Here is a 25,618-nt window from a genome sequence, read left to right on the forward strand (position 1 = left end):
CGGGATGGGCGGTGTGGCACGCCGGGCAGATCGGATGCACCGCCTCGCAGGCGCCCCGGTGCGCCAGTGCGCAGAGACCACGGTGGGCGGGGCCGCACGAGAAATCGTGTGGGGCATGCGGACAGTTCGCGCGCTGTCCGGCAGCCGAATCCGTTCCATGACCCTCCAGTCCTGACACCGCAGATCCTCCAGCAGTCTTGGTCGGGCGAGTTGGACGAAGCAGACAAATAGGCGCTCTCGGCTCGATGGACTCGGCCCGTGCGGTCGGCTAGTTCCTGAGCGCGTCGGCGAGGCGCCGCAGGATCGCGTCCACGATCGCCACCTCGTCGGACTCCATCGACTCCTGGTACAGCGCGGGGCCGGCCGTGCCATAGGCCAGCCGTTCCAGTGAGGCGGCGAACGGGTGCGCGGGATCGCCGTGTTCGCGGCGCAGCTCGTCGAGGACGTACTGCACGGTCCGGTCCGCACGCAGACCGGTGCGCCGGCACGCGACGACGCAGTCGATCACCTCGGTGGCCGAGTGGTCGGCGAACGTCCTGGAGGGCAGGGGCGGCGTGTCCGTGCCGGCAGCCTGCGCGGCGGCCTCCGGCACCGGTCCCACGACGCCTCCGCAGCGATCGCACGTCGAGTACCGCGGATCGAAGGGCAGGTCCACGACGGGGACCAGACAGTCCACGCAGAGGAGCCGGCAGCACAACCCGCACATCAGGGCCGTGCCGCGCAGGTTCTCCGGGGCCGGCACCAGTACGGCGCCCCGCTCCGCCAGGCGCACGGTGATGTCGGTGCGGCAGGAGCCGCACTCGACGATCTGGCGGTCGGCGAGACCGTGGTGCTGTCGTGGCGCGCCGTCGAGCGTCCGCGGTTGAGGTTGCGGCTGCGGCTCGAACGGGGGCTGGTCCGACGGGACGAAGCCGGGGTGGGCCGGACCGGGGACGAACACGCTCTCCTTCTGTGCGACGACCCCGAACACGTCCTCGTCGCGCAGGACTTCGCCCGTGCCTCGCTGTCCGGAGACGAAGACGACACGGCAGTTGCGCCAACTTCCGCCGGAGCGCTCCATGATCTGCACGGCGACGGCCGCCAGTTCCTCCTCGGACGCGCGAACGACCCCGTGGCACCCGTCGACGAGGGCGCCGCTGCCTCGGTGGACCGGGTCCACCCAGCCGCCGTGGCGCCGTTCGATCTGCAGACGGTAGTGAAAGTCGTGCCCCCCGCGCTCGTCCGACCCCGATCCTCTCCGGCCGCTGATCCACTTCACGATCCACGCCCCCCAATGAGCCGTGTGGTCCGGCGCGGCGCAGTGACGCTCCGCCACCACAGCACTGTGCCATGCAGGAGCCCGCGAGGCTGCCCGTCGGCGCCGACAGGCAGGGGAATTTGAGGAACCGTGAGGCCCGTGCACCGGTCGAGCTGAGCGGACGTAGGGTCGTCGTCCCCCTCCCATGACGGCGATCACCCCGGACAGGCGGGAGGCGAGATCTGATGAGCCTTTGCGATCACGGACCCAACTGACGACGTTCACCGCGCAGCTCTTCCGGAAGTTCGGATGCCGGCCCGGAGCAGGTACGCGTGCCGGGGGCGCGATTCTTGACCGCCGCTTCGGCCTCCGCGATGCTGTGTTGCGACACGCGAGATGTGTGCCGCTATAGGCAACATCCCGCCCGCTGTGAGCCGAGGAGTGGCCATGACTCAGCAGGTCCGTGCTGTCGTCGCGCGAAGCAAGGGCGCACCTGTCGGTCTGGAGACGATCGTCGTGCCCGACCCGGGCCCGGGGGAGGCGCTGGTCAGGATCGAGGCCTGCGGGGTCTGCCACACCGATCTGCACTATCGCGACGGTGGCATCAGCGACGACTTCCCCTTCCTGCTGGGCCACGAGGCGGCGGGTGTGGTGGAGGCGGTGGGCGAGGGCGTCACGGACGTGACGCCGGGCGACTTCGTGATCCTCAACTGGCGTGCGGTGTGCGGCCAGTGCCGGGCCTGTCTGCGCGGCCGGCCCTGGTACTGCTTCAACACCCACAACGCCAGGCAGAAGATGACCCTGACCGACGGCACGGAGCTGTCGCCCGCCCTGGGGATAGGCGCCTTCGCCGAGAAGACACTCGTGGCGGCCGGGCAGTGCACCAGGATCGACCGGGCGGCTTCGGCCGCCGCCGCGGGACTGCTCGGCTGCGGTGTGATGGCCGGCATCGGCGCGGCCGTCAACACCGGCAACGTCGGCCGCGGTGACACCGTCGCCGTGATCGGCTGCGGCGGCGTGGGAGCCGCGGCGATCGCCGGGTCGAACCTGGCCGGAGCGGCGAAGATCATCGCCGTGGACATCGACGACCGCAAACTGGCCACGGCGACGAGGCTGGGCGCGACCCACACCGTCAACTCGAGCAGGACGGACGCGGTCGACGCGGTGCGCGAGCTGACCGCGGGCTTCGGCGCCGATGTCGTGATCGACGCGGTCGGGCGCCCGGAGACCTACCGGCAGGCCTTCTACGCCCGTGACCTCGCCGGGACGGTCGTGCTGGTCGGCGTGCCCACGCCCGAGATGAGGCTGGAGCTGCCCCTGCTCGACGTCTTCGGCCGGGGCGGGGCGCTCAAGTCGTCCTGGTACGGCGACTGCCTGCCCTCCCGCGACTTTCCGATGCTCATCGACCTCTACCTCCGCGGCCGCCTCGACCTGGACGCCTTCGTCACCGAGACCATCGCGCCGGAGGACGTGGAGAAGGCGTTCGAGCGGATGCGCGGCGGTGATGTGCTCCGCTCGGTGGTGGTCCTGTGACGGCCGGCGCCCGCATCGAACGCCTCGTCACCTCGGGGACGTTCACACTGGACGGTGGCTGCTGGGACGTCGACAACAACGTGTGGATCGTGGGCGACGACACCGAGGCGATCGTCGTCGACGCCGCGCACGACGCCGAGGCCGTGGTGCGGGCCCTCGGCGCACGCGCCCTGCGGGCGATCGTGTGCACGCACGCGCACAACGACCACATCGCCGCCGCGCCCGAACTCGCGGCCCGGACCGGAGCGCCGGTCCTGCTGCACGCCGGCGATCTGGAGCTGTGGAAACAGACCCATCCCGACCGGGCGCCCGACGCCGAGCTGACCGACGGGCAGTCCCTCACGGTCGCGGGAGTGGAACTGACCGTGCTGCACACCCCGGGCCACGCCCCCGGAGCCGTGTGCCTGCATGCCCCGCGGCTGTCCGCGCTCTTCAGCGGGGACACGCTGTTCGCCGGCGGGCCGGGGGCGACGGGGCGGTCGTACAGCGACTTCCCGACCATCATCCGTTCGATCGGCGATCGCCTCCTGACCCTGCCGGGCGACACCGTCGTGCACACCGGTCACGGCGACACCACCACCGTCGGCGCCGAGGCGCCGCACCTTCAGGAGTGGATCGACCGCGGCTTCTGACCGCCCGGCCGACGAGCGGCCCCACCCCGGTGCCGTACCTGCGCGGACGGCACCGGCGGCGGGACCGCCGGTGCGCCCTGCGAGGCGTCTGTCTCCCTTGCTGACCTGCGCTTTCGAGGTCGTTTCGAGATGCCCGAAAACCGCCGTCGAACCCCGCACACCCCGGCCTGTCGACGCCTTGACAACCCTTCAGGGCCGCCAGCACACTGACGTTGCGCTCATCGCAATCCGTTTCGCTATACGCACCGAGGTGTCATGATGATTCCCGCGTGCCGTCTCGCGGATCTGCCGCGAGGTGAGGCTCACCGGCTCGACATCGACCCGCCGGTGTCGGTCTTCCACACCGACGACGGCAAGCTTTTCGCCATCGACGACACCTGCACCCACCAGGATGCGTCGCTCGCCGACGGCTGGCTGGAGGGCTGCGAGGTGGAATGTCCCCTGCACGCCTCGACGTTCGACCTGAGGACCGGAGCCGTGGACGCACCCCCGGCCAAGCTCCCGGTCCGCACCCACGAGGTCGTCGTCGAGGACGGCATGATCCACGTACGGCTGTCCACGCAGGCCCCCAACCTGCCGCCGTGCATCGCCGCCCGCCTGGCCGGAGGCCCCGCGTGAGGACCGTGGCCGTCGTGGGCGCCTCCCTGGCCGGACTGTCGGCCGCGCGCTCGTTGCGCAAGCGGGGCTACGACGGCCGGCTTGTCCTCGTCGGCGAGGAACTGCACCGTCCGTACGACAGGCCGCCGTTGTCCAAGGAGTTCCTGGCCGGGGCCATCGGCGAGGCGGAACTGGCTCTGGAGCGGGACGACGAGGACCTCGAGGCGCAGTGGCTGCTCGGCGCCCGTGCCATCGGACTCGACCGCACCGCGCGGGCGATCCGCCTCGCCGACGGCCGGACGGTACGGGCCGACGGCGTGGTCATCGCCACCGGCGCCGCCGCCCGCACCCTGCCCGGCAGCGAGGGACTGGCCGGAGTCCATGTGCTGCGTACGCTGGACGACGCCCGTGCCCTGCGGGACGAACTGGCCCGGGGCGGCCGGGTGGTGGTGATCGGCGGCGGGTTCATCGGCGCCGAGGTCGCCTCCACGGCGTACGCCCTCGGCCTCGACGTCACCGTGGTCGAGGCGGCCCCGACCCCGCTGGCCGGTCCGCTCGGCCCGGACATGGGCGAGGTCGTCTCCGCCCTGCACACGGACCACGGCGTACGGCTGCTGTGCGGCGTGGGCGTCAAGGGGCTGAGCGGGGAGCACCTCGTCGATGCCGTACTGCTGGAGGACGGCCGCACCATTCCCGCCGACACCGTCGTCGTCGGCGTGGGTGCGCGCCCCTGTGTCGACTGGCTCGAGGGATCCGGCGTCGCGCTCGACAACGGCGTGAAGTGCGGTGCGGACGGCCGCACGAACGTGCCCGGGGTGGTCGCCGTCGGTGACTGCGCCAACTGGTACGACCCGCACACCGGAGCCCACCGCAGGGTCGAGCACTGGACCGGCGCGCTGGAACGGCCGGATGCCGCCGTCGCCGCCCTGCTCGCGGGTGATGCCGCCCAGCCGGGCACGCCCCGGCCCGCGTACTTCTGGTCGGACCAGTACGGAGTGAAGATCCAGTTCGCCGGCCATGCGGCCGGGGCGGACAGCGTCACGGTCGAGGAAGGCTCGGCCGACGAGCGCAGCTTCCTCGCCGTCTACCGGCGGGCGGGCCGGCCCCTCGCCGTGCTCGGGATGAACCAGCCGCGGTTGTTCACCCGCTGGCGCAGACAACTCACCGCGGCGGCCGGGTCCTGACTCGTCCATGGATCGACGTACCGACGTATTGACGCCACGACGTTTCCCGAGGAGTGCACCGTGACCTCGACCAGACTGCCGGACAGCCTGATCCCCACGCTTCCCGGCTCCGCCTACACGGACCCCGGCATCTTCGCCCAGGAGCAGGAGCACATCTTCGAGATGATGTGGTTCTGTGTCGCGCGCTCGTCCGACCTGGCCACACCCGGGGCCTTCCGGACCGTCGACGTGGGCCGCGAGAGCATCCTCGTCACCCGCGCCCGGGACACCTCGATCCGCGCCTACTTCAATGTCTGCCGACACCGTGGGGCCAGGCTCTGCACCGACGAGGCCGGCGAGGTCAGGCGCGCCTTCCAATGCCCGTACCACGCCTGGACGTACGACCTGGACGGCAAGCTCGTCGCGGCGCCCAACCTCACCAGGATGCCCGACGTCGGACGCACCGAGTACGGCCTGGTGGGCGTGGCCGCACGGGAGTGGCTGGGCTATGTCTGGGTGTGTCTGGCGGAGAACCCGCCGTCCTTCGAGAAGGACGTGATCGGGGCCGTCGTCGAGCGGCTGGGCGACGTGGAGTCGATCGAGCACTACGACATCGCGAACCTCTCGGTGGGCCGGCGGATCGTCTACGACGTGAAGGCCAACTGGAAGCTCATCGTCGAGAACTTCATGGAGTGCTACCACTGTGCCACGATCCACCCCGAACTGACCGAGGTCCTGCCGGAGTTCGCCGACGGTTACGCGGCGCAGTACTACGTCGGCCACGGTGCGCAGTTCGGCGCGGAGGTCCGGGGGTTCACCGTCGACGGCTCCGCGGGCCTGGACCGCATACCGGGAGTCTCCGAGGACCAGGACCGCCGGTACTACGCGATCACCGTCAAACCGCAGGTCTTCGTCAACCTCGTGCCCGACCACGTCATCTTCCACCGCATGTACCCGATGGCGCACGACCGCACGGTGGTGGAGTGCGACTGGCTCTACCTGCCGCACGTCGTGGCGAGCGGCAAGGACGTCCGCCGCTCCGTGGAGCTGTTCGACCGGGTCAACCGCCAGGACTTCGAGGCCTGCGAGCGCACCCAGCCGGGGATGAGTTCACGGCTGTACGCCAAGGGCGGCGTGCTCGTGCCCAGCGAGCACCACATCGGCGCCTTCCACGCATGGGTGAACGAGCGACTCGGTACGCGCCGGCCGGAGTGAGATGAAAAAGGGCCGCCCCTGGCCCGCGTGAGCGGCTGGCGCGAGCCGCGCGGCGGTCGTGCTCTGCGGGCTCAGCCCAGGTATCCCATGCGGTGGCTGATCTCCACCGCGCCCCTGACGAGCACCGGAGCCAGCTCGTGCATCCGCTCCTCGGTGAACCGGTACCCCGGCCCGGAGGCGCTGATGGACGCGATGACCCGGCCCTCCCGGTCCCGGATAGGCGCGGCCACGGCATGCAGCCCGATCTCCAGCTCTTCCAGCGTCCAGGCGTACCCGCGCTCGCGGGCCTCGGCGAGGTTCTTCTCGATCTTCGTCTTCGCGGAGATCGTGTGCGGGGTCAGTTTCTTCAGGCCCGCCTCCGCCAGCAGCGCGGCGCGCTTCTTGGCGGGCAGATGGGCCAGCATGATCTTGCCGCTGGAGGTGGCGTGCAACGGGGTCAGCTGGCCGACCCAGTTGTGCGCGGTGACGGCGGCTTGGCCGCGCACCTGGTACAGGTTGATCGCGTAGTGCTCCTGCATCACGGCGATGTTGACCGTCTCGCCGATCTCCTCGGCCAGCCGCTCGCACACCGGCCTGCCCTGCTGGGTGATGTCGATACGCCCCGTGACGGCGCCCGCCAGGCGGACGATCCCGAAGCCGAGCGCGTACTTGCCCCGCTCGCCCGACTGCTCCACGAGGCCGCGCGCCTCCAGAGCACCGAGCAGCCGGAACGCGGTCGACTTGTGGACGTCGATCTCGGCGGCCACCTCGCTCACGCCCGCCTCGCCGCGCTGGGCCAGGATCTCGAGGACGCTGATGGCCCGGTCGACGGACTGCACCCCGCCCGACGGTGCCCCGCTGGTTTCGGTATCCGGACTGTAGTTGCTCATAACGGAACTATACGCGCAGTAAACAACACTCCTGCAAGTAACGCGGAGGGAGCAGAGATCTTACAAGTTGCGTTGTTCGCAACCTGGTGCATATAGCGATACCCGTACTAGCATGCCGCGCGTCATCGACGGCGCGAGCGAAGGCGAGGCTCCATGGCTCCCCTGCACTACGACTTCGTCATCGTCGGGGGCGGATCGGCCGGCAGCGCACTGGCGAACCGGCTCTCGGCCGACCCCGCAAACCGTGTGCTCGTGCTGGAAGCGGGCCGCTCCGACTACCCCTGGGACGTCTTCATCCACATGCCCGCGGCACTGACCTATCCCATAGGCAGCCGCTTCTACGACTGGAAGTACGAGTCCGAGCCCGAGCCCCACATGGGCGGCCGGCGCATCTACCACGCCCGGGGCAAGGTACTCGGCGGCTCCAGCAGCATCAACGGCATGATCTTCCAGCGCGGCAACCCGATGGACTACGAGCGCTGGGCCGCCGACCCCGGCATGGAGAGCTGGGACTACGCCCACTGTCTGCCCTACTTCCGCCGCATGGAGAACTGCCTGGCGGCCGACCCGGACGACGAGTTCCGCGGTCATGACGGCCCTCTCGTCCTCGAACGCGGCCCGGCCACGAACCCGCTCTTCAGCGCCTTCCTCGAGGCCACCGCGGAGGCGGGCTACGCCCCCACCGACGACGTCAACGGCTACCGGCAGGAAGGCTTCGCCAAGTTCGACCGCAACGTCCACCGCGGGCGTCGGCTCTCGGCCTCGAAGGCGTACCTCAAGCCCGCGATGAAGCGGCCGAACCTCACCGTGACGACGCGGGCGCTCGTCACCCGGGTGCTCTTCGAGGGCAGGCGGGCGGTCGGTGTCGAGTTCCGACGCGGCCGGGGCGCACCCCAGCAGGTCCGCGCCGGTGAAGTCATCCTGTGCGGCGGCGCCGTCAACTCGCCGCAGCTGCTCCAGCTCTCCGGCGTCGGCAACGCCGCCGAGTTGTCCGCCCTCGGGGTCGACGTCGTCGAGGACCTGCCGGGTGTCGGCGAGAACATGCAGGACCACCTGGAGGTGTACGTCCAGTACGCCTGTAAGCAACCGGTGTCCGTGCAGCCATACATGGCGAAGTGGCGGGCTCCGTTCATCGGCCTGCAGTGGCTGTTCGGGAAGGGGCCCGCGGCCACCAACCACTTCGAGGCCGGAGGCTTCGCCCGCAGCAACGAGGACGTGGACTATCCCAACCTGATGTTCCACTTCCTGCCGGTCGCCGTCCGCTACGACGGCTCCTCGCCCGCCGGTGGCCACGGGTACCAGGTGCACGTCGGGCCCATGTACTCCGACGCGACCGGATCGGTGAAGATCAAGAGCCGGGACCCGCGGCACAAGCCCGCCCTGCGCTTCAACTACCTCTCCACCGAGCAGGACCGCCGCGAGTGGGTCGAGGCGATCCGCGTCGCCCGCAGGATCCTCGGCCGACCCGCCCTCGCCCCCTACAACGGCGGCGAGATCTCGCCCGGACCCTCCGTCGAGACCGACGAGGAGATCCTCGCCTGGGTCGCCAGGGAGGGCGAGACCGCCCTGCACCCCTCGTGCACCTGCAAGATGGGAACGGACGAGATGGCCGTCGTCGACCCGCTGAGCATGCGGGTGCACGGACTCGACGGGCTGCGCGTGGTGGACGCGTCGGTGATGCCGTACGTCACCAACGGCAACATCTACGCCCCGGTGATGATGACCGCCGAGAAGGCGGCCGACCTCATCCTCGGCAACGAGCCGCTGCCGCCCTCCAAGGCGGTGTACTACCGGCACCGCGACGCCCAGAAGCAGGCCGGGTAGCCCTGCCGGGATCGGCCGACCCCTTGACGGGTGTCGGCCCATTCGGCCAGGGTGTTCCACCACAAGCAATGCAGTGCACAATGCGCAACGAATTCTGTTCGAAGGGCGCGGCGCATGGCAGATCTCTATGTGGACGGGCAGTGGTGTGATCCGGTGGCCGGCGGTCACCGGGAGATCCGCTGTCCCGCGGACGGCACGCTCGTTGCGACGGTCTCGGAGGCCACACGCCCCGACACCGAAGCGGCGATCGCCGCGGCCCGGCGGGCCTTCGACCTCGGCCCCTGGCCCCGGACCCCCGAGCGTGAGCGCGGCGCACTGCTGCTGCGTACCGCCGACATCCTCGAGCGCGACGCCAAGGAGTTCGCCCGCGCCGAGTCCCTCGACACCGGCAAGCGTCTGGTCGAGAGCGAGTACGACATCGCCGACGTCGCTTCCTGCTTCCGCTACTACGGCGGCATCGCCGGCACCAGCGCCGGCCGGGTGATCGACACCGGCCGCGCCGACGCGCTCAGCCGCGTCACCCACGAGCCCGTCGGGGTCTGCGCACTGATCACCCCCTGGAACTACCCGCTGCTGCAGGCCTCGTGGAAGGTCGCCCCGGCCCTGCTCGCGGGAAACACCCTCGTCCTCAAGCCCAGCGAGCTGACGCCCTCCACCTCGATCCTGCTGATGAAGGCACTGGAGGAAGCCGGACTACCCGCGGGCGCCGCCAACCTCGTCCTGGGCGCCGGAGCCGAGGCGGGGGCGCCCCTGGCCGAGCACCCGGCCGTCGACATGGTGTCGTTCACCGGAGGCCTGGAGACCGGGCGGCACATCATGGCCACCGCCGCGGCGACGGTGAAGAAGGTCGCGTTGGAACTCGGCGGCAAGAATCCCAACGTCGTCTTCGCCGACGCCGACTTCGCCACCGCTGTCGACTTCGCGCTCACGGCCGTCTTCCTGCACTCCGGGCAGGTCTGCTCGGCCGGCGCCCGCCTGATCGTCGAGGACTCGTTCCACGACGCCTTCGTGGACGAGGTGGTACGCCGCGCGAAGCACATCCGCCTCGGCGGGCCCTTCGACCCCGGCGCCGAGACCGGCCCGCTGATCTCCGCGCAGCACCGGGAGAAGGTCGAGGCGTATGTCGCGGCAGGCCTCGCCGAGGGTGCCGTGCTGCGCTGCGGCGGCGCGCGTCCCGGCAACCCGGTCCTGGCGAACGGCTTCTACTACCCGCCCACCGTCCTCGACGAGTGCAGGCAGGACATGCGCGTGGTGCACGAGGAGTCCTTCGGCCCCGTGCTCACCGTCGAGCGCTTCCACGACGAGGACGACGCCGTGCGCATCGCCAATGACACGGAGTACGGCCTCGCCGGTGCCGTCTGGACGCAGGACGCGGGCAGGGCCCAGCGGGTCGCCCGCCGGCTGCGCCACGGCACCGTGTGGATCAACGACTACCACCCCTATGTGCCGCAGGCGGAGTGGGGTGGATTCGGGCACTCGGGCGTGGGCCGTGAACTGGGGCCGACCGGCCTGGACGAATACCGGGAGCCCAAGCACGTCTGGCAGAACATCCAACCCCGGCCGCAGCACTGGTTCCGCGGCTGAACGCCGAAAAGAGGTCGATCGTGACCCCAGCACAGACCGAGGTGTCGCGGCGGCGCGACACGTCCCAGGACCCGCAGGAGCGCACCCCGGTCATCTCCGTGCGCCGGCTGTGGAAGGTGTTCGGGCCGAAGGCCGACGCGGTGCCGGGCTCCACGGAGTTGTGCGGTCTCACCCGCCGCGAGCTGATGGACCGCACCGGCTGCACCGCCGCCGTACGGGACGTGAGCTTCGAGGTCTCGCCCGGCGAGGTGTTCGTCGTGATGGGCCTGTCCGGCTCCGGCAAGTCCACCCTGGTGCGATGTCTGACCCGGCTGATCGAACCGACGGCCGGGGAGGTCGTCTTCGAGGGCGAGGACATCCGGGACGCCGACCCGGGGCGGCTGCGCGAACTGCGGCGCAGCAAGTTCTCCATGGTCTTCCAGCATTTCGGCCTGCTGCCGCACCGCAAGGTCGTGGACAACGTGGCGTTCGGCCTGGAGATCCGGGGCATGGGCAAGGCCGAGCGCACCAAGAAGGCCTTGGAGGTCGTCGAACTGGTGGGCCTGGCCGGATACGAGAACGCCTATCCCGACCAGCTCTCCGGCGGTATGCAGCAGCGCGTCGGACTCGCCCGCGCCCTGGCCGGCGACCCCGACGTCCTCTTCTTCGACGAGCCGTTCTCCGCACTCGACCCGCTGATCCGCCGCGACATGCAGAGCGAGGTCATCCGCCTGCACCACGAGGTCGGCAAGACCATGGTGTTCATCACCCACGACCTCTCCGAGGCGCTCAAGCTGGGCGACCGCATCCTGATCATGCGCGACGGCAAGATGGTCCAGTGCGGCACCGGAGACGAACTGGTCGGCGCACCCGCCGACGCCTACGTACGCGACTTCGTCAAGGACGTACCCCGCGGCGACGTCCTGACCCTGCGCTGGATCATGCGCCCGGCCGAACCGGAAGACGCCCTCGACGGGCCCGAGTTGGGCCCCGACGTCGTGGTCCGCGAGGCCACCCGGGCTGTACTGGCCGCCGACAGACCGGTCAAGGTCGTCGAGGGCGGCAAGCTGCTCGGAGTCGTCGGCGACGAGGAGATCCTCTCCGTCGTCGCCGGTCGGGAAGGCGGTGCGTGATGGCCGTCGCCGCCGACGTGACCACGCCGGTCGCGACCCTGCGCCAGAAGGTCAGCCGCCCCATGGCGGTCGCGGGGATCCTCGTCCTGTGGCTGGTGCTCTTCGCCGTGCTGCGGGGCCGGCAGACGCTGACCCTCGCGGCTGCCGACCTCACCGGCCTGCACCACTGGCTGAACGACGTCAACGACACGATCGGCGCCAACCGCAACTCCAACCCGCTCTTCCTGTACTTCTTCAACGAGATCCGGCTGGCCATCGACCACCTGGTCACCTTCGTGCAGTCCCTGATCTCGCAGCCCACCGGCAACCGCCCGGTCCCGCAGGTCGGCTGGCTCGGCGTGGTCGGCATCACCGGCTACGTCTCCTGGGCCGTCGGCAACTGGCGGGTCGCCCTGCTGGCCGTGGCCGGCTTCACCTTCTTCGGGCTGCAGGGGCTGTGGCAGGAGAGCATGGACACCCTGGCGCTGACCCTGTCGGCGGTCCTCGTGGCGCTGCTCATCGGCATCCCGCTCGGCGTGTGGGCCGGTCTCTCCGACCGGTTCAACCGGATCATGACGCCCTTCCTGGACTTCATGCAGACGATGCCGACCTTCGTCTATCTCGCCCCGCTGACCCTGATCTTCCTCATCGGCGGGGCCTCCGCCGTGATCACCACGGTGATCTACGCGGCACCGCCCGCCATCCGCATCACCGCACACGCCATCCGGTCGGTGCCCGAGACCACCGTCGAGGCGGCGGACTCGCTCGGCACGACACGAACGCAGCAACTACTGAAAGTGCTGCTGCCGTTGTCGAAGCGCACCGTGGTCATGGGCGTCAACCAGACCATCATGGCCGCCCTCGCCATGGTGACCATCGCCGCCCTGATCGACGCGCCCGGCCTCGGCAAGACCGTCGTCCAGGCCCTGCAGTCCCTCGATGTCGGCACCGCCTTCAACGCCGGCCTCGCCATCGTCGTCATGGCCATCGTGCTCGACCGGGTCACCACGGCGGCGGCCGGGCGCGCCGACGCGGCCCGCCGCGCCGGCGGCCGGCTCCTGAAGTGGCGCCGGCCGCTGCTGGTGGCCGGCGGGATCACGGCGGCCGTCCTGGTCTACCTGTCCCACACCTACGTCTGGGCGGCCGAGTTCCCCGGCAACGGCAGCACCGGCAGTCACATCGCGAGCGCGGCCGACACCGCGACCACCTGGCTGCAGGACCACCTCTCCGGCCTGACCAACGCCATCCGGGACGCCCTGACCAACGGCCTGCTCAATCCTTTCCAGACGTTGCTCACCGAGTCCCCGTGGTGGCTCGTCGGCGTCACCCTGGTCGCGCTCGGCGCGGTGCTCGGCGGCCGGTGGGCTGCGGTGACGGCCGCCGTGTGCGTCGGGCTGCTGGTCGGTACGGGCGTGTGGTCGGACAGCATGACCACCCTCGCCTCGACCGCTGTGGCCACGGTGCTGGTGATGCTGCTCGGTGTCGTCTTCGGGGTGTGGATGGGACGCAGCCCGCTCGTGGACCGGCTGGTGCGGCCCACCCTGGACGCCGCGCAGGTCATGCCGCCCTTCGTGTATCTCGTGCCGTTCCTGGCGCTGTTCGGTGCCACCCGGTTCACCGCGATCGTCGCGGCCGTCGTCTACGCGGCACCCGTCGCGATCAAGATCATCGCGGACGGTGTGCGGAACGTGCCCGAGTCCACCGTGGAGGCGGCCACCTCGGCCGGATGCAACACCTGGCAGATCGTCACCAAGGTCCAGCTGCCGATGACACGCAGCGCCCTGACCCTCGCGACCAACCAGGGCCTGATCTACGTGCTGTCGATGGTGGTGGTGGGCGGCCTGGTAGGGGCCGGAGCACTCGGCTACGACGTGGTGGCCGGGTTCTCGCAGGGAGAGCTGTACGGCAAGGGGCTGGCGGCGGGGCTCGCCATCGTACTGCTCGGAGTCATGTTCGACCGGATCACTCAGGCTGCGGCGCGACGCACCAGGGCATAAGGAGCACGACACCATGGCAAGACACTGGCGAGCCGGCGCGGCCGGCCTGGCCGTCCTCGGCCTCACCCTCACGGCCTGCTCGGGGGCGAAGGTCGGCGACAGCACCGCCGCGGGCTCGAAGGCCTCGGGCGGCAAGTGCGGCACCTTCAACCTGGCCGTCAACCCGTGGGTGGGCTACGAGGCGGACGCGGCGGTCGTCGCGTACGTCGCGCAGCACGACCTCGGCTGTACGGTCAACAAGAAGGACCTGAAGGAGGAGATCGCCTGGCAGGGCTTCGGGACCGGTGAGGTCGACGCCGTCCTGGAGAACTGGGGCCATGACGATCTGAAGAAGAAGTACATCACTGGCCAGAAGACCGCCGTCGAGGCGGGCCAGACCGGCAACAAGGGCGTCATCGGCTGGTTCGTGCCGCCGTGGCTGGCCAAGGCCCACCCGGACATCACCGACTGGCACAACCTCGACAAGTACGCGGCCGAGTTCAAGACCTCCGAATCGGGCGGCAAGGGCCAGCTCCTCGACGGCGACCCGTCGTACGTCACCAACGACGCGGCGCTGGTGAAGAACCTGAAGCTCGACTTCAAGGTGGTGTACGCGGGCAGCGAGACCGCGCTCATCCAGGCGTACCGGACAGCCGAGAAGAACAAGCAGTGGGTGATCGGCTACTTCTACGAGCCGCAGTGGTTCATGTCCGAGGTGCCGCTGGTCAAGGTGAACCTGCCGACGTACAAGGCGGGATGCGACGCCGACGCGGCCAAGGTCGCCTGCGACTATCCGGTGTACAACCTCGACAAGATCGTCAGCTCGAGCTTCGCCAGGTCGGGCGGTTCGGCGTACAACCTGGTGAAGAACTTCAACTGGACGAACGACGACCAGAACACGGTGGCCAAGTACATCGCGGTGGACAAGATGTCGGACGACGCCGCGGCCAAGAAGTGGGTCGACGCGAACCCCGACAAGGTCAAGGCCTGGCTGAAGTAGCAGGGGCCGGAGGCTGCCGGTCGAACACGCCCGGCAGGCGGTGCACCCATGTGCGCACCGCCTGCCGGGCGTTGCCGTGTTCCGGCCTGTTCTGCGACGTCACCGCCCCCTTGACACCCCTCCCCGGCGACGGGCACATTGAGTTGCGCAGCCTGAATCGCGTTGCGCACACAGCAACTTGACCGGTCTCAAGTTCGGAGGTTGGGCGATGGCGGGACCCCGAGTGGTGATCATCGGAGCGGGTGTCGTGGGAGCGGCCCTGGCGGACGAGATCTCCGCACGCGGCTGGACCGAAGTGACCGTGGTCGATCAGGGCCCCCTCCCGGCCACCGGGGGATCCTCCTCGCACGCCCCCGGCCTGGTCTTCCAGACGAACCCCTCGAAGACCATGACCGAGCTGGCCCGCTACACCGTGGAGAAGTTCTGCTCACTCGAGGTCGACGGCGAGCCCTGCTTCCTCCAGGTCGGCGGGCTCGAGGTGGCCACCGGTCCCGAGCGCCTCGCCGAACTCCACCGCCGCCACGGCTGGATCACTGCCTGGGGCATCGAGGCACGCCTGCTCACCCCCGACGAATGCGTGGAGCAGCACCCGCTGGTCAACCGGGACAGGGTCCTTGGCGGTCTGCTCGTCCCCACCGACGGTCTCGCCAAGGCCGTCCTCGCCGTCGAGGCACAGATCCGCCGGGCCACCGGGCGCGGAGTGCGCTTCCTGGCCCGCCACGAGGTCCTCGACGTGCGGCACGACGAGGGCCGCGTCACCGGCGTGCTGACCGACCAGGGCGAGATCCCCGCCGACATCGTCGTGTGCTGCGCCGGCATCTGGGGCCCCAAGATCGCCCGCATGGCCGGGATGAACCTGCCGCTCACCCCGCTCGCCCACCAGCTCGCCTGGACCGGCCCGGTCCCCGCCCTCGCCGGCCAGACCGAGGAGGCGGTCCGCCCGATCCTGCGCCACCAGGACGCCGACCTCTACTACCGCGACCGCTTCGACGGCCTCGGCATCGGCTACTACGGCCACCGGCCCATGCCGGTCTGCGCGGACGACATCCTCTCCGTGGACGAGGCCGAGGACATGCCCTCGGTCCTGAAGTTCACCGAGGAGGACTTCGAGGACGCCTGGACCGAGACGAAGTCCCTGCTGCCCGCGACCCGCGAAGCCAAGGTGGAGGAGGGCATCAACGGCCTGTTCTCCTTCACGACCGACGGCTACCCGCTGCTCGGCGAGTCCCCGGACGTCAAGGGCTTCTGGGTCGCCGAGGCCGTGTGGGTCACCCACTCGGCGGGCGTCGGCCGGGCCGTCGCCGAATGGCTGGTCGACGGCCACTGCTCCTCCTTCGACCTGCACGAGTGCGACGTCAACCGCTTCGAGCCGCACCAGCTGTCCCCGGAGTACGTCCTGGCCCGCGACTGCCAGAACTTCGTCGAGGTCTACGACATCCTCCACCCCCTCCAGCCGTCCGGGAAGCCGCGTCCGATCCGCACCAGCCCCTTCTACGCCCGCCAGCAGGAACACGGTGCGTTCTTCCTGGAGGCGAACGGCTGGGAGCGCCCCCAGTGGTACGAGGCCAACGCGCCCCTGGCCGAGGGCCGCGACATCCCCGCCCCCAACGACTGGGCCGCACGCTACTGGTCGCGCGTCGTCGGCGCCGAGGCCCAGGTCACCCGTGAGAAGGTCGCCCTCTACGACATGACCGCTCTCAAGCGCCTGGAGGTGAGCGGCCCCGGTGCCGGCGGCTTCCTGGAGCGGCTGGTCACCGGCAAGGTCGCCAAGTCCGTCGGCTCGGTGACGTACACCCTGCTCCTGGACCACGACGGCGGGATCCGCAGTGACATCACGGTCGCCCGTCTCGCCCCTGACCGCTTCCAGGTCGGAGCCAACGGCAACCTCGACCTCGACTGGTTCACCCGCCACCTGCCCGCCGACGGCACGGTCCAGGTCCGCGACATCACCGCCGGCACCTGCTGCATCGGCCTGTGGGGCCCGCTCGCCCGCGAGGTGCTGCAGCCCCTCACCGACCAGGACTTCTCCAACGACGGCCTCAAGTACTTCCGCGCCCGGCACGCCCACATCGGCAGCGTCCCGGTGACGGCCATGCGTCTGTCGTACGTCGGCGAGCTGGGCTGGGAGCTGTACACCACCGCCGACCTGGGCCAGAAGCTGTGGGACACCCTGTGGGCCGCGGCCGAACCGCTCGGCGGCATCGTCGCCGGCCGCGGCGCCTTCAACAGCCTCCGCCTGGAGAAGGGCTACCGGTCCTTCGGCACCGACATGACCTACGCGCACGACCCCTACGAGGCCGGCGTCGGCTTCGCCGTCAGGCTCGACAAGGGCGACTTCATCGGCAGGAACGCGCTGGTGCGCCGCAAGGCGGACGTACGGCGCAGGCTGTCCTGCCTCACCATCGAGGACCCGCAGGCGGTCGTCATGGGCAAGGAGCCGGTGTACGACGGCGACCGCGCCGTCGGCTACGTCACCAGCGCCGCCTACGGCTACACCGTCGGCAAGGGCATCGCCTACGCCTGGCTCCCGGCGGAGCTGGCCACCCCCGGCACCGCCGTGCACATCGGCTACTTCGACCAGCGCATCGAGGCCGTCGTCGCCGAGGAGCCGCTGTTCGACCCGTCCATGTCCCGCCTGCGCGGCTAGCGGAGAGGAAGGAACACGGCGGTCCGAGGCGAACTCGCCGGGCAAACGGCACAGTTGACGGCCCTCGCCGATGACGGCAGCCGGCCCGGGCGGGCCGCCGTACTCAGCCGGACAACCGGGAGCGCAGCAGCCGCTTGTCCGGCTTGCCCGCCGCCGTCAGCGGGATGGCGGGCACCAGGTGCAGGGCGTCGGGAGCGCAGAGGCGGCCCTTGCGCGCGGTGACGAAGTCGCGGATCTCCTGCAGGGTGGGCCGCTGTCCGTCGACGGGCACGACAGCGGCGTGGACGTGTTCCACCGACTCCTCGTCCCGGCTGCCGTAGACCGCGCACCGGGCGACGGCCGGGTGGCCCAACAGCAGGTCCTCCAGCTCCGCCGGATAGACATGGCCCCCTACGACCACGATCATCTCCTTGATCCGGTCCACGATGTAGAGGTAGCCGTGCTCGTCGAGCAGGCCGACGTCACCGGTGCGCACCCAGCCGTCCCGCAGCACCTCGGCGGTCAGCTCAGGCTGCCTCCAGTAGCCCTGCATCACATAGGGCGAGCGCACCTGCACTTCGCCGCGTTCCCCGGTGGGCAGCATGGTGCCGTCGGCGTCCCGGACGGCGATCTCCACGCCGGGCAGGGCCCTGCCGACCGTCAGCTGTCCGCCGGGGCCGGTCACCTCGTGGTCCTCGGGGCGAGCCTCGGTGATCATCTGCGCCTCGGACTGCCCGTACAGGCCGTAGAGCACGGGCCCCAGGACCTCGGCCGCCCGGCGCAGCCTGGCCGGTGAGGCGGCGGTGCCGCCGTAGCTGATCCGGGACAGGCTGGACAGATCGGTGCGGGGCAGCTCCGGGTGGTCCAGCAACTGGTAGAGCAGGGGCGGCAACAGCCAGATGTGGGTGATGCGTTCGCGCTCGATCGCGGCCAGCACGTCCGCGGGCTCGAAAGCGTGCCGCAGGACCACCGAGCCGCCCTGGTGGAGCGCCCGGTCGGCGAAGATGCCGGCGAGGTGGGCGAGCGAGGTGCAGGCCAGAAAGCGGGGCGGGTCACCGGCGCCGGTGAGCGGGTGGTCCAGGCTTCGCCGGTAGGGGCCGTGGGTCATCCGGATGCCCTTGGGGATGCCGGTGGTTCCGCCGGTGTGCCGGATGCACCAGTCGTCGTCCGGGCCCACGGGAGCGGCCATCGGCCGCGCCGGGCGCCGGGCGGCCGCGGCCAGGACGTCCTCGGCGAAGCCGCCCGGTCCCAGGGAAAGCGCCGGAGGGACGCCGGGGAGCTGTGACAACTCCTGTGCAGCGTCGATCCGTTGGCCGTCCACGAGCAGCAGGGAGGAGTCCACGCTCGCCATCACGCGGGCCATGACGGGCGGGCTCGTGCCCTCGTAGAGGCAGACCACCCGGGCCCCGGCCAGATTGGCGGCATAGCGGGCGACGAGCGCCTCGGCGGTGTTGCCGGTGAGCAGGGTGACCGTGGCGCCGCGGCCCACCCCGCGCTCCGTCAGCTCCCCGCCGAGCCGGTGCACCCGGTCCCGGAACTCGCCCGCGCTGATCACGAGCCCCTCGGCGGTCGTGACGGCCGCCCGTGACGGTTCGGCGGAGAGCACGTCGAGGATGGTCTCCACATAGCCGAGGAAACCGCCGCCCGCGGTGGCGTGTTGCCGACTCATGTCTCTTCTCCCGTGTCGGAACCGGTGGACGCCCTCGACGCTAGTTCCGACCGTTCATACCTTCCACGACCTGATAGGCCATGTGCTCATGACCTGTGGAGCATGAGCCCTGCCGCGGCCGGGTCAGGTGGGGGTCCGGCCCAGGTAACCCATCCGGTGGCTGATCTCCTCCGCGCCCTTGATCAGTACGGGCGCCAGTTCGTGGAGGCGCTCCTCGGTGAAGCGGTACGCCGGCCCGGACGCGCTCAGGGCGGCGATGACCTCGCCGTCACGGGAACGGATCGGGGCGGCCACGGCGTGCAGCCCGATCTCCAGTTCCTCCAGCGTCACCGCGTAGCCGCGCTCGCGGGCCTCGGAGAGGTTCTTCTCGAGCTTCGTCCTGGCGGTCAGGGTGTGCGGGGTCAGCTTCCGCAGCCCGGAGGCCGCCAGCACACGGGCCCGCTGCTTCGTCGTCAGGTGGGCCAGCAGGATCTTGCCGCTGGACGTGGCGTGCACCGGGGTGAGCTGCCCGACCCAGTTGTGTGTGCCGACCGCGCCGGGACCGCGCACCTGGTAGAGGTTGACCGCGTAATGCTCCTGCAGGACCGCGATGTTGACGGTCTCGCCGATCTCCTCTATCAGCCGCTCGCACACCACCCGGCCCTGCTGGGTGACGTCGAGTCGGCCGGTGACGGCGCCCGCGAGGCGTACGATCCCGAACCCCAGCCGGTACTTGCCCCGCTCGGCCGTCTGCTCGACCAGGCCACGTGCCTCGAGCGCGCCGAGCAGGCGGAACGCGGTCGACTTGTGGACGTCGATCTCGGCGGCGACCTCGCTGACGCCCGCCTCGCCGCGCTGGGCGAGGATCTCCAGGACACTGACGGCACGGTCGACGGACTGCACCCCGCCGGCCGACGAGCCTGCTGTTTCGCCATCTGCAACGTTGTTGCTCATGGCGCAACTATACGCACTGGCGTGTCCGAAACCCGGCCAGGCCGGTATACCACGGTGCGACAGCGTGCGCAGCCTGCCGGCCCGTTCGCCAGGCGAGCGGACGCCGCTCGTCTGGCCCGCCGGCAGGGACCTGCGGCGCATTCCGGTGCACAACCCGACGCCGGTCTACCCCCACTCCCTGCTCTGGCGCGCGGACAACTCCCACCCCGCGCTAGCCGCCCTGCGCACCTACCTGGCGGCCGTACGGCCGAACCGCACCGACGAGCCGACCTGGGTACCGCCGTGGGCCCGGAGCGGCTGCTCGGGGGCCACGGCCCGGCACGTTCAGTGAACCGGTGTCCGCACACCGGTGTCACCCAACAGCCGCCGGGCAGAAGGTGCGGGCGGCGGACACCGTGGCGCGGAGGCCTTCGGGGGCGGGCCACCGCAGTGTGCTCCAAAGCCTTCCGTGCCACGAGACGGCCGGCGGTTTTGAACGCCGCCTCACTGGAGCCGAACGTGTCGGCCCGGGCGTGCCGCGGTACCACCCTGGCGGCGGTCACGACGCCGTGCTCCGGCAGGCCCAACTGCTCCCTGATCCCCTCGGCGAGCGGGGCGAGGAAGCGCGGCAGATCCTCGGCGGGTTCGTACTCCACGTGCCGGCATGGGATCGCCGGCGTGGCGTCGATGCGCTCGCCGGTCGGTGACGTCCCTCCTGCGCGGCCCGATTCAGGAACTCCCGCCCTCCGTGCCGTAGTACAGCCCGAGGAACTCCTCCATCGCCGCGTCGACACCGGCACGGTCACCGGTGGCGAGCAGGTCGAGGAGCAGGCCGCGGATGGTGGCGAGCCCCAGTCTGGCGCGGTTGCGGGCCGCAGCAGGATCCGCTCCTGCTGCCACCTCGGCGGCCACGTGCGGCTCCAGCCAGTCCGTCACGAGCCCTTCCAGGACCGGGAGGGCCTCGGGGCGGCCCCGTAGCGCCTGCCCGCAGATCTCGAAGAAGAGCCGTTCCTGGCCGGCCAGTTCGGGGTCGGCCAGCTGTTGCCACAGCCGGCGCGCGGCATCGGCGGGTGAGAGGCCCGGCTCCGCGCGGAGCCGGGCCAGCAGCTCGCGCTGGCGCCGCTCCGACGTCCGGACGATCTCGACGAGCAACTGCTCCTTGGAGCCGAAGTAGTGGATCAACATGCGGTGACTGACGCCGATCGCGGTGCCCAGGCGGCGCAGACTCAGGTCCGAGATGCCGTGTTCCGCCACGTGATCGGCGGCCGCGTCCACCAGTTGGGCACGCCGGTCCCCGTCGGTGCCGCGCGCGGTCCCGGTCCTGGGATGCGAGTCGCCCGTATTCGTCACAGCATGAGTGTACCGATTGGTACACTCCGCATGTACCGTGTGGTACATGAAGCCTGTCACCGTGTCGATCGCCGTACCGCAGACGCCCGAGCAGGTCTACGACTTCCTCGATGTCATGGCTCATCACGAGCGCTTCACCGACCACTACCTGACCAACTGGCGCCACAGCGGCCCCGGTCGTGGCATCGGATCGGGCGCCACCGTCACCGCCGTGCTGGCCGGCACGAAGAGCGACGTCGACGTCGAGGTCGTCGAGGCCGACAGGCCGCGGCGCCTCGTCGAGCGCAACGTCAGTGCGGCCGGCCGGCGTCTGGCCCACGGCACCTACACCATCGAACCGCTGCCCACCGGTGGGAGCCGGGTCTCGTTCACGTACGCCTGGACGCGCGCCCCGCTCGCCGACCGAGTGGTGGCCCCCCTCGTCCGGGCCATCATGCGCAGCGCCAACCACACGGTGCTGCAACGCCTGGCCGAGGAACTGGCCCGCCACGTGTCCACCGCCGGCTCCTGACAGCGTCGTACGACCGGGAACCCGCCCTTGGCCGCGCAGGTTTACACCACATCTCCATCCCTGGTCTGACGCCCCGGGGCACCGTTGCCTGCGAAGCTGGTCACCACCGGCAAGCCCACAGCAGACCACAGGGGACCAGGGTTTGCCGGAGGGGGACGCACGGGGGACACATGGCGCAGCGCATTCCGCGGTTCTCGCTCGAGGGCGTACCGGACGCCGAGATCTCGCATCATCCCTTCATCACCGAGGACGGCCTGAGTCTGAGCCTGACACGGTTCCGCCGTGGTCCGTGTGACGATCCCGTGCTGCTGGTCCACGGACTGAGTTCCGGAAGCGACATGTTCATCATGCCGGAGCACCGCAACCTGACGAGCTACCTGCTCGACCACGGTTTCACCGACGTGTGGGCGCTGGACTCGCGGATGAGCAACCGCTTCCCCTACAACACGGAGCCGGGCCGCCACAGCCTGGACGACCTGGCCCGGTTCGACTACCCGGCGGCGCTCGCAGAGGTGCGCCGTCATGCCGCGCCACGGCCCGTGCACGTCATCGCGCACTGCCTCGGTTCGCTGGCCTTCGCCATGAGCCTCTCGGCCGGCTCCGTGGACGGCATCGCGAGCCTCGCGGCGAACAGCGTGGCGCTGACCCCGCGGCTGACCCGGTGGTCGCGCTGGAAGCTGGAGTACGGGCCCGAGCTGTTCGAACACGCCCTGGGGCTCTCCGTCCTGGATCCGCGCGCGCGGACCGGTCGCCGGTTCACTCCCGGCTGGGCGCTGTCCCGGGTGGTCTCGCTGGCGCACCAGGAGTGCGACAACCCGGCCTGCCACATGATCAGTTTCATGTGGGGGAGCGGCTGGCCCGCCCTCTACAGCCACGAGAACCTGCACCCGCTCACCCACGACCGCATCGCCGACCTGCTGGGCCCCAGTGGGCTGGGCTACGTGCGGCATGTGCGGAAGATGGTCCGGGCAGGGCACGCGGTGAAGAACGACCCCCGCGACCCGCGTCACACCGCACTGCCCGACGACTACCTGACGGACGTCACCGAGATCGACACACCGATCCTCTTCCTGACCGGTGACCAGAACCACGTCTTCGGCGACTCGAACGTGATCTGTCACCGTGAGCTGTCCCGGCGCACCCCCGACCGTCACGAACTGGCAGTCCTGCCCGGCTACGGACACATCGACCCCATCATCGGCAAGGACGCCCACCGGGACGTCTTCCCGCAGATCCTCGACTTCCTGCGACGGCGGGCGGCAGCATGACCGTGCGTACGACGTCGCAGGCGTCACCACGACGGTCCGGCGCGGGCGTCGGGCACGCGGATGTCGTGGTGGTCGGCTCCGGCTTCGGTGGTTCCGTCGCGGCCTACCGGCTGGCCGAGGCCGGGCTGTCGGTGGTCGTGCTGGAACGCGGCCGCGCCTATCCGCCGGGCAGCTTCGCCCGCACGCCCGCCGAGACCGGCCGCGCTTTCTGGGACCCCGGCTCCGGCCTGTACGGGCTGTTCGACGTCTGGTCGTTCCGTGGCTGCGACGCGGTGGTGGCCAGTGGCCTCGGCGGCGGCTCGCTCATCTTCGCCAATGTGCTGCTGCGCAAGGACGAGCGCTGGTTCGTGACGGAGCAGCCGCTGCCCGGCGGGGGCCACGAGTCCTGGCCGGTCGGCCGCGCCGATCTGGAGCCGCACTACGACGCGGTGGAACGGATGATGGGCGCCGTGCCGTACCCGCTGCACCGGCCCGGTTACGCGGACACCCCCAAGACCCGGGCGCTGCGCGAAGCCGCCGCCGCGCTGGGGCTGGAGTTCCAACTGCCCCCGCTCGCCGTCGCCTTCGCACCCTCACCCGATGCCGAACCCCAGCCCGGCCTGCCCGTCGACGGCCCGCGGGAAGGCAACCTGCACGGTAGCGACCGCCGTACCTGCAGGCTGTGCGGAGAGTGCAACATCGGCTGCAACGAAGGGGCCAAGAACAGCCTCGACTTCACCTATCTGTCGGCTGCCCGCAGGCACGGCGCCGACCTGCGCACCGGTCACGACGTCCAGGCCGTACGACCCGGCCCGCGCGGCGGCTACCAGGTGGACTACGTCCGGTACACCGGCACCGGGCCGGACGCCGGTGAGCCGGGCAGCCGCGAGCCGGGCCGCCGCCCACCGACCGGAACCCTCACCTGCGACCGGCTGGTGCTGGCCGCGGGGACCCTTGGTACGACGCAACTGCTGCTGCGCTCGCGCAACCGGCTTCCCGGACTGGGCCCGGCGCTCGGCACGCGTTTCTCCACCAACGGCGACACGCTCTCCTTCCTGCTCAGGGCCAAGGACCGACGCACCGGCGGGAGCAGGCCGCTGAATCCCAGTCAGGGACCGGTGATCACCGGGGCCCTGCGGCTTCCCGACGAACTCGACGGCCACCCGGGAGCCGGGCGCGGAGGCTACATCGAGGACGGCGGATACCCCCAGTTCGTCCAGTGGCTGGCGGAAGGCGCCCGGGGACCGCAACAGCTGTCCCGCGCGGCCCGGTTCCTCACCCGCCGACTGACCGGCCGGCTCGGCCTCACCTCCGGTCGGCATCTGTCGAAGGACCTCTCGGACCTGCTGGGCGACGGCCTGCTGACCAGCACCTCCCTGCCGCTGCTCGGCATGGGCCGGGACATCCCGGACGGCGAGCTGCGCCTGCGCGGCGGTCGGCTCGACGTCGGCTGGACACCGGCGCACAGCGCGGACGAACTCCGGCGCATCCACGCGACGATGCGCCGGATCGCGGACGTCCTGGACGCAGGCTACGCCGACAACCCCCTGTGGCACCTGGGCCGGACCGTCACCGTGCACCCGCTCGGCGGCGTCCCGATGAGCAGTCGGCCCGAGACGGGGGTGTGCGATCCGTTCGGCGAGGTGCACGGGCACCCGGGCCTGTACATCGCGGACGGTTCGGCGCTGCCCGGCCCGGTCGGCGCCAATCCTTCCCTCACCATCGCCGCCCTCGCCGACCGCATGTGCACCCGGCTGCTGGAGGCCCGTGCCGGCGGGGGAAACGGTGCCGTGCCCCGGCCGGCCTACGCCCGGCGCACCTCGCTGGTCTTCACGGAGCGGATGCGCGGCTACTACGTACCGGGCGCAACCGATCCCGAGTGCGCCGAGCGGGGCGGCGCACAGCGCGAGCACTTCGCCTTCCGGCTCACCGTCACGGCCGACGACCTCGACGCCTTCCTGGACGACCCGGAACACCAGGCGCGTGCCGACGGCTGGGTGGAGTCCCCCGGCTGCGGCGGCCGGCGGCCGGTCCTGCACGGCCGGTTCCACCTCTTCGCGCCGGCCTCGGCCGGCGGCGGCCAGGAAGCCGGCGGCACGGATCCGGCCGGTGCCGACGTCCGTCGCGTGCTGCGCTACCGGCTCCACTTCACCGACTCGCAGGAGCGGCCCTGCACCTTCGCCGGCCACAAGCAGATCACCCACGCAGCCACCTTGCGCCTGTGGCCCGACACGACCGTGCTGCCCTTCCGCGTGCTCGCCGGGCATTCCGCCGACCCGCTGGACCCCGAAGCCGCGGTGCTCGGTGCGGGCCGACTCCGTCTGGGCCTTCGTGACCTCGCCCACCAGCTCAGCACCTTCCGTACCACCGGCCCGGACGGTACGGCCGCACTGGCCCGCTTCGGCGAGTTCTTCCTCGGCCGGCTCTGGGCGAGCTACTCCCCGTACGCCCGGCCACCGGGCGGGGGCACACCGTCCCCGTGAGCGCCGACTTCGCCTGCGGCGAACCAATCCACCCCTGTCGGCGTCGATCTCCTGTGAAGAGTCCTACATTCGGCAGTCGCGTTGTACCGCTGGCCGTCG

The 25,618-nt window shown here is 70.7% G+C and carries 20 protein-coding genes; 15 read left to right on the forward strand and 5 right to left on the reverse strand.

The features are described 5' to 3' along the window. Positions 1-268: 268 nt before the first annotated feature. Complete coding sequence (locus GQF42_RS41105) at positions 269-1,258, reverse strand: hypothetical protein (protein ID WP_158928581.1); 990 nt, start codon at positions 1,256-1,258, stop codon at positions 269-271. Positions 1,259-1,684: 426 nt separating this feature from the next. Here GQF42_RS41105 and GQF42_RS41110 point away from each other — a divergent pair, with 426 nt between their 5' ends. The 5 genes from GQF42_RS41110 (at position 1,685) to GQF42_RS41130 (ending at position 6,377) form a co-directional block, all read left to right on the forward strand. Then, entirely contained in the window at positions 1,685-2,770 is a 1,086-nt protein-coding gene (locus GQF42_RS41110) for an S-(hydroxymethyl)mycothiol dehydrogenase (protein WP_158928583.1), read from the forward strand. Beyond that, positions 2,767-3,402, forward strand: a complete 636-nt coding sequence (locus tag GQF42_RS41115; protein WP_158928585.1) for an MBL fold metallo-hydrolase — start codon at positions 2,767-2,769, stop codon at positions 3,400-3,402. Before GQF42_RS41110 ends, GQF42_RS41115 begins: the two co-directional genes overlap by 4 nt. 255 nt (positions 3,403-3,657) lie before the next feature. Next, positions 3,658-4,020: a bifunctional 3-phenylpropionate/cinnamic acid dioxygenase ferredoxin subunit gene (locus GQF42_RS41120; protein ID WP_158928587.1), complete on the forward strand. Its 363-nt coding sequence runs from the start codon at positions 3,658-3,660 to the stop codon at positions 4,018-4,020. Further along, positions 4,017-5,183, forward strand: coding sequence for an NAD(P)/FAD-dependent oxidoreductase (locus GQF42_RS41125; protein ID WP_158928589.1), 1,167 nt, complete (start codon positions 4,017-4,019; stop codon positions 5,181-5,183). Before GQF42_RS41120 ends, GQF42_RS41125 begins: the two co-directional genes overlap by 4 nt. A gap of 60 nt (positions 5,184-5,243) precedes the next feature. Further along, a complete protein-coding gene (locus GQF42_RS41130; protein ID WP_158928591.1) occupies positions 5,244-6,377 on the forward strand; it encodes an aromatic ring-hydroxylating oxygenase subunit alpha in 1,134 nt (377 codons plus the stop codon). A gap of 71 nt (positions 6,378-6,448) precedes the next feature. Here GQF42_RS41130 and GQF42_RS41135 read toward each other — a convergent pair whose 3' ends face one another. After that, positions 6,449-7,246 carry an IclR family transcriptional regulator gene (locus tag GQF42_RS41135; protein WP_158928593.1) on the reverse strand — a complete coding sequence of 266 codons (798 nt, stop codon included), beginning with the start codon at positions 7,244-7,246 and terminating at the stop codon, positions 6,449-6,451. A 153-nt stretch (positions 7,247-7,399) separates the two neighbouring features. On the opposite strand from GQF42_RS41135, the gene betA reads away from it, so the two are divergent. The 6 genes from betA to GQF42_RS41165 all read left to right on the forward strand — a co-directional run bounded on the left by betA (position 7,400) and on the right by GQF42_RS41165 (position 17,368). After that, positions 7,400-9,070, forward strand: coding sequence for a choline dehydrogenase (gene betA, locus GQF42_RS41140; RefSeq protein WP_158928595.1), 1,671 nt, complete (start codon positions 7,400-7,402; stop codon positions 9,068-9,070). A 114-nt stretch (positions 9,071-9,184) separates the two neighbouring features. Further along, positions 9,185-10,654, forward strand: coding sequence for an aldehyde dehydrogenase family protein (locus GQF42_RS41145; protein WP_158928597.1), 1,470 nt, complete (start codon positions 9,185-9,187; stop codon positions 10,652-10,654). A gap of 20 nt (positions 10,655-10,674) precedes the next feature. Next, the gene (locus GQF42_RS41150) at positions 10,675-11,766 is read left to right on the forward strand and encodes a quaternary amine ABC transporter ATP-binding protein (RefSeq protein ID WP_158928599.1); all 1,092 of its coding nucleotides are present in this window, start codon (positions 10,675-10,677) and stop codon (positions 11,764-11,766) included. Next, entirely contained in the window at positions 11,766-13,742 is a 1,977-nt protein-coding gene (locus tag GQF42_RS41155) for an ABC transporter permease (RefSeq protein WP_158928601.1), read from the forward strand. The genes GQF42_RS41150 and GQF42_RS41155 overlap by 1 nt, the downstream gene beginning before the upstream one ends. 13 nt (positions 13,743-13,755) lie before the next feature. After that, positions 13,756-14,721 (forward strand): ABC transporter substrate-binding protein, encoded by a 966-nt coding sequence (locus GQF42_RS41160; protein ID WP_158928603.1) that lies wholly within the window; start codon positions 13,756-13,758, stop codon positions 14,719-14,721. A gap of 208 nt (positions 14,722-14,929) precedes the next feature. Beyond that, positions 14,930-17,368: a GcvT family protein gene (locus tag GQF42_RS41165; protein WP_158928605.1), complete on the forward strand. Its 2,439-nt coding sequence runs from the start codon at positions 14,930-14,932 to the stop codon at positions 17,366-17,368. A 103-nt stretch (positions 17,369-17,471) separates the two neighbouring features. On the opposite strand, the gene GQF42_RS41170 is transcribed toward GQF42_RS41165, so the two are convergent. Both GQF42_RS41170 and GQF42_RS41175 read right to left on the reverse strand, forming a co-directional pair. Further along, entirely contained in the window at positions 17,472-19,016 is a 1,545-nt protein-coding gene (locus GQF42_RS41170) for an AMP-binding protein (protein ID WP_158928607.1), read from the reverse strand. A 123-nt stretch (positions 19,017-19,139) separates the two neighbouring features. After that, positions 19,140-19,949 carry an IclR family transcriptional regulator gene (locus tag GQF42_RS41175; RefSeq protein WP_158928609.1) on the reverse strand — a complete coding sequence of 270 codons (810 nt, stop codon included), beginning with the start codon at positions 19,947-19,949 and terminating at the stop codon, positions 19,140-19,142. A 64-nt stretch (positions 19,950-20,013) separates the two neighbouring features. Between GQF42_RS41175 and GQF42_RS41180 the strand changes: the two genes are divergently transcribed. Further along, the gene (locus tag GQF42_RS41180) at positions 20,014-20,280 is read left to right on the forward strand and encodes a hypothetical protein (RefSeq protein ID WP_407699521.1); all 267 of its coding nucleotides are present in this window, start codon (positions 20,014-20,016) and stop codon (positions 20,278-20,280) included. A 377-nt stretch (positions 20,281-20,657) separates the two neighbouring features. On the opposite strand, the gene GQF42_RS41185 is transcribed toward GQF42_RS41180, so the two are convergent. Then, complete coding sequence (locus GQF42_RS41185) at positions 20,658-21,278, reverse strand: TetR/AcrR family transcriptional regulator (protein WP_233273656.1); 621 nt, start codon at positions 21,276-21,278, stop codon at positions 20,658-20,660. A gap of 46 nt (positions 21,279-21,324) precedes the next feature. On the opposite strand from GQF42_RS41185, the gene GQF42_RS41190 reads away from it, so the two are divergent. From GQF42_RS41190 to GQF42_RS41200, 3 genes are all read left to right on the forward strand, one after another. Continuing rightward, on the forward strand, positions 21,325-21,789 hold the full coding sequence (locus GQF42_RS41190) for an SRPBCC family protein (RefSeq protein WP_158928613.1): 465 nt from the start codon (positions 21,325-21,327) through the stop codon (positions 21,787-21,789). A 170-nt stretch (positions 21,790-21,959) separates the two neighbouring features. After that, positions 21,960-23,057: an alpha/beta hydrolase gene (locus tag GQF42_RS41195; protein ID WP_158928615.1), complete on the forward strand. Its 1,098-nt coding sequence runs from the start codon at positions 21,960-21,962 to the stop codon at positions 23,055-23,057. Beyond that, complete coding sequence (locus tag GQF42_RS41200) at positions 23,054-25,519, forward strand: FAD-dependent oxidoreductase (protein ID WP_158928617.1); 2,466 nt, start codon at positions 23,054-23,056, stop codon at positions 25,517-25,519. Before GQF42_RS41195 ends, GQF42_RS41200 begins: the two co-directional genes overlap by 4 nt. Positions 25,520-25,618: the final 99 nt, after the last annotated feature.

Source organism: Streptomyces broussonetiae (genome assembly GCF_009796285.1).
In the GTDB taxonomy this organism is placed as follows: Bacteria; Actinomycetota; Actinomycetes; order Streptomycetales; family Streptomycetaceae; genus Streptomyces; species Streptomyces broussonetiae.

What these genes read in the sequence shown, in the direction of transcription:
- GQF42_RS41110 (WP_158928583.1), top strand. Translation starts at nt 1,685, where the DNA reads ATGACTCAGCAGGTCCGTGCTGTCGTCGCGCGAAGCAAGGGCGCACCT.
- GQF42_RS41120 (WP_158928587.1), top strand. Translation starts at nt 3,658, where the DNA reads ATGATGATTCCCGCGTGCCGTCTCGCGGATCTGCCGCGAGGTGAGGCT.
- GQF42_RS41135 (WP_158928593.1), bottom strand. Translation starts at nt 7,246, where the DNA reads ATGAGCAACTACAGTCCGGATACCGAAACCAGCGGGGCACCGTCGGGC.
- betA (WP_158928595.1), top strand. Translation starts at nt 7,400, where the DNA reads ATGGCTCCCCTGCACTACGACTTCGTCATCGTCGGGGGCGGATCGGCC.
- GQF42_RS41145 (WP_158928597.1), top strand. Translation starts at nt 9,185, where the DNA reads ATGGCAGATCTCTATGTGGACGGGCAGTGGTGTGATCCGGTGGCCGGC.
- GQF42_RS41155 (WP_158928601.1), top strand. Translation starts at nt 11,766, where the DNA reads ATGGCCGTCGCCGCCGACGTGACCACGCCGGTCGCGACCCTGCGCCAG.
- GQF42_RS41160 (WP_158928603.1), top strand. Translation starts at nt 13,756, where the DNA reads ATGGCAAGACACTGGCGAGCCGGCGCGGCCGGCCTGGCCGTCCTCGGC.
- GQF42_RS41165 (WP_158928605.1), top strand. Translation starts at nt 14,930, where the DNA reads ATGGCGGGACCCCGAGTGGTGATCATCGGAGCGGGTGTCGTGGGAGCG.
- GQF42_RS41170 (WP_158928607.1), bottom strand. Translation starts at nt 19,016, where the DNA reads ATGAGTCGGCAACACGCCACCGCGGGCGGCGGTTTCCTCGGCTATGTG.
- GQF42_RS41175 (WP_158928609.1), bottom strand. Translation starts at nt 19,949, where the DNA reads ATGAGCAACAACGTTGCAGATGGCGAAACAGCAGGCTCGTCGGCCGGC.
- GQF42_RS41190 (WP_158928613.1), top strand. Translation starts at nt 21,325, where the DNA reads ATGAAGCCTGTCACCGTGTCGATCGCCGTACCGCAGACGCCCGAGCAG.
- GQF42_RS41195 (WP_158928615.1), top strand. Translation starts at nt 21,960, where the DNA reads ATGGCGCAGCGCATTCCGCGGTTCTCGCTCGAGGGCGTACCGGACGCC.
- GQF42_RS41200 (WP_158928617.1), top strand. Translation starts at nt 23,054, where the DNA reads ATGACCGTGCGTACGACGTCGCAGGCGTCACCACGACGGTCCGGCGCG.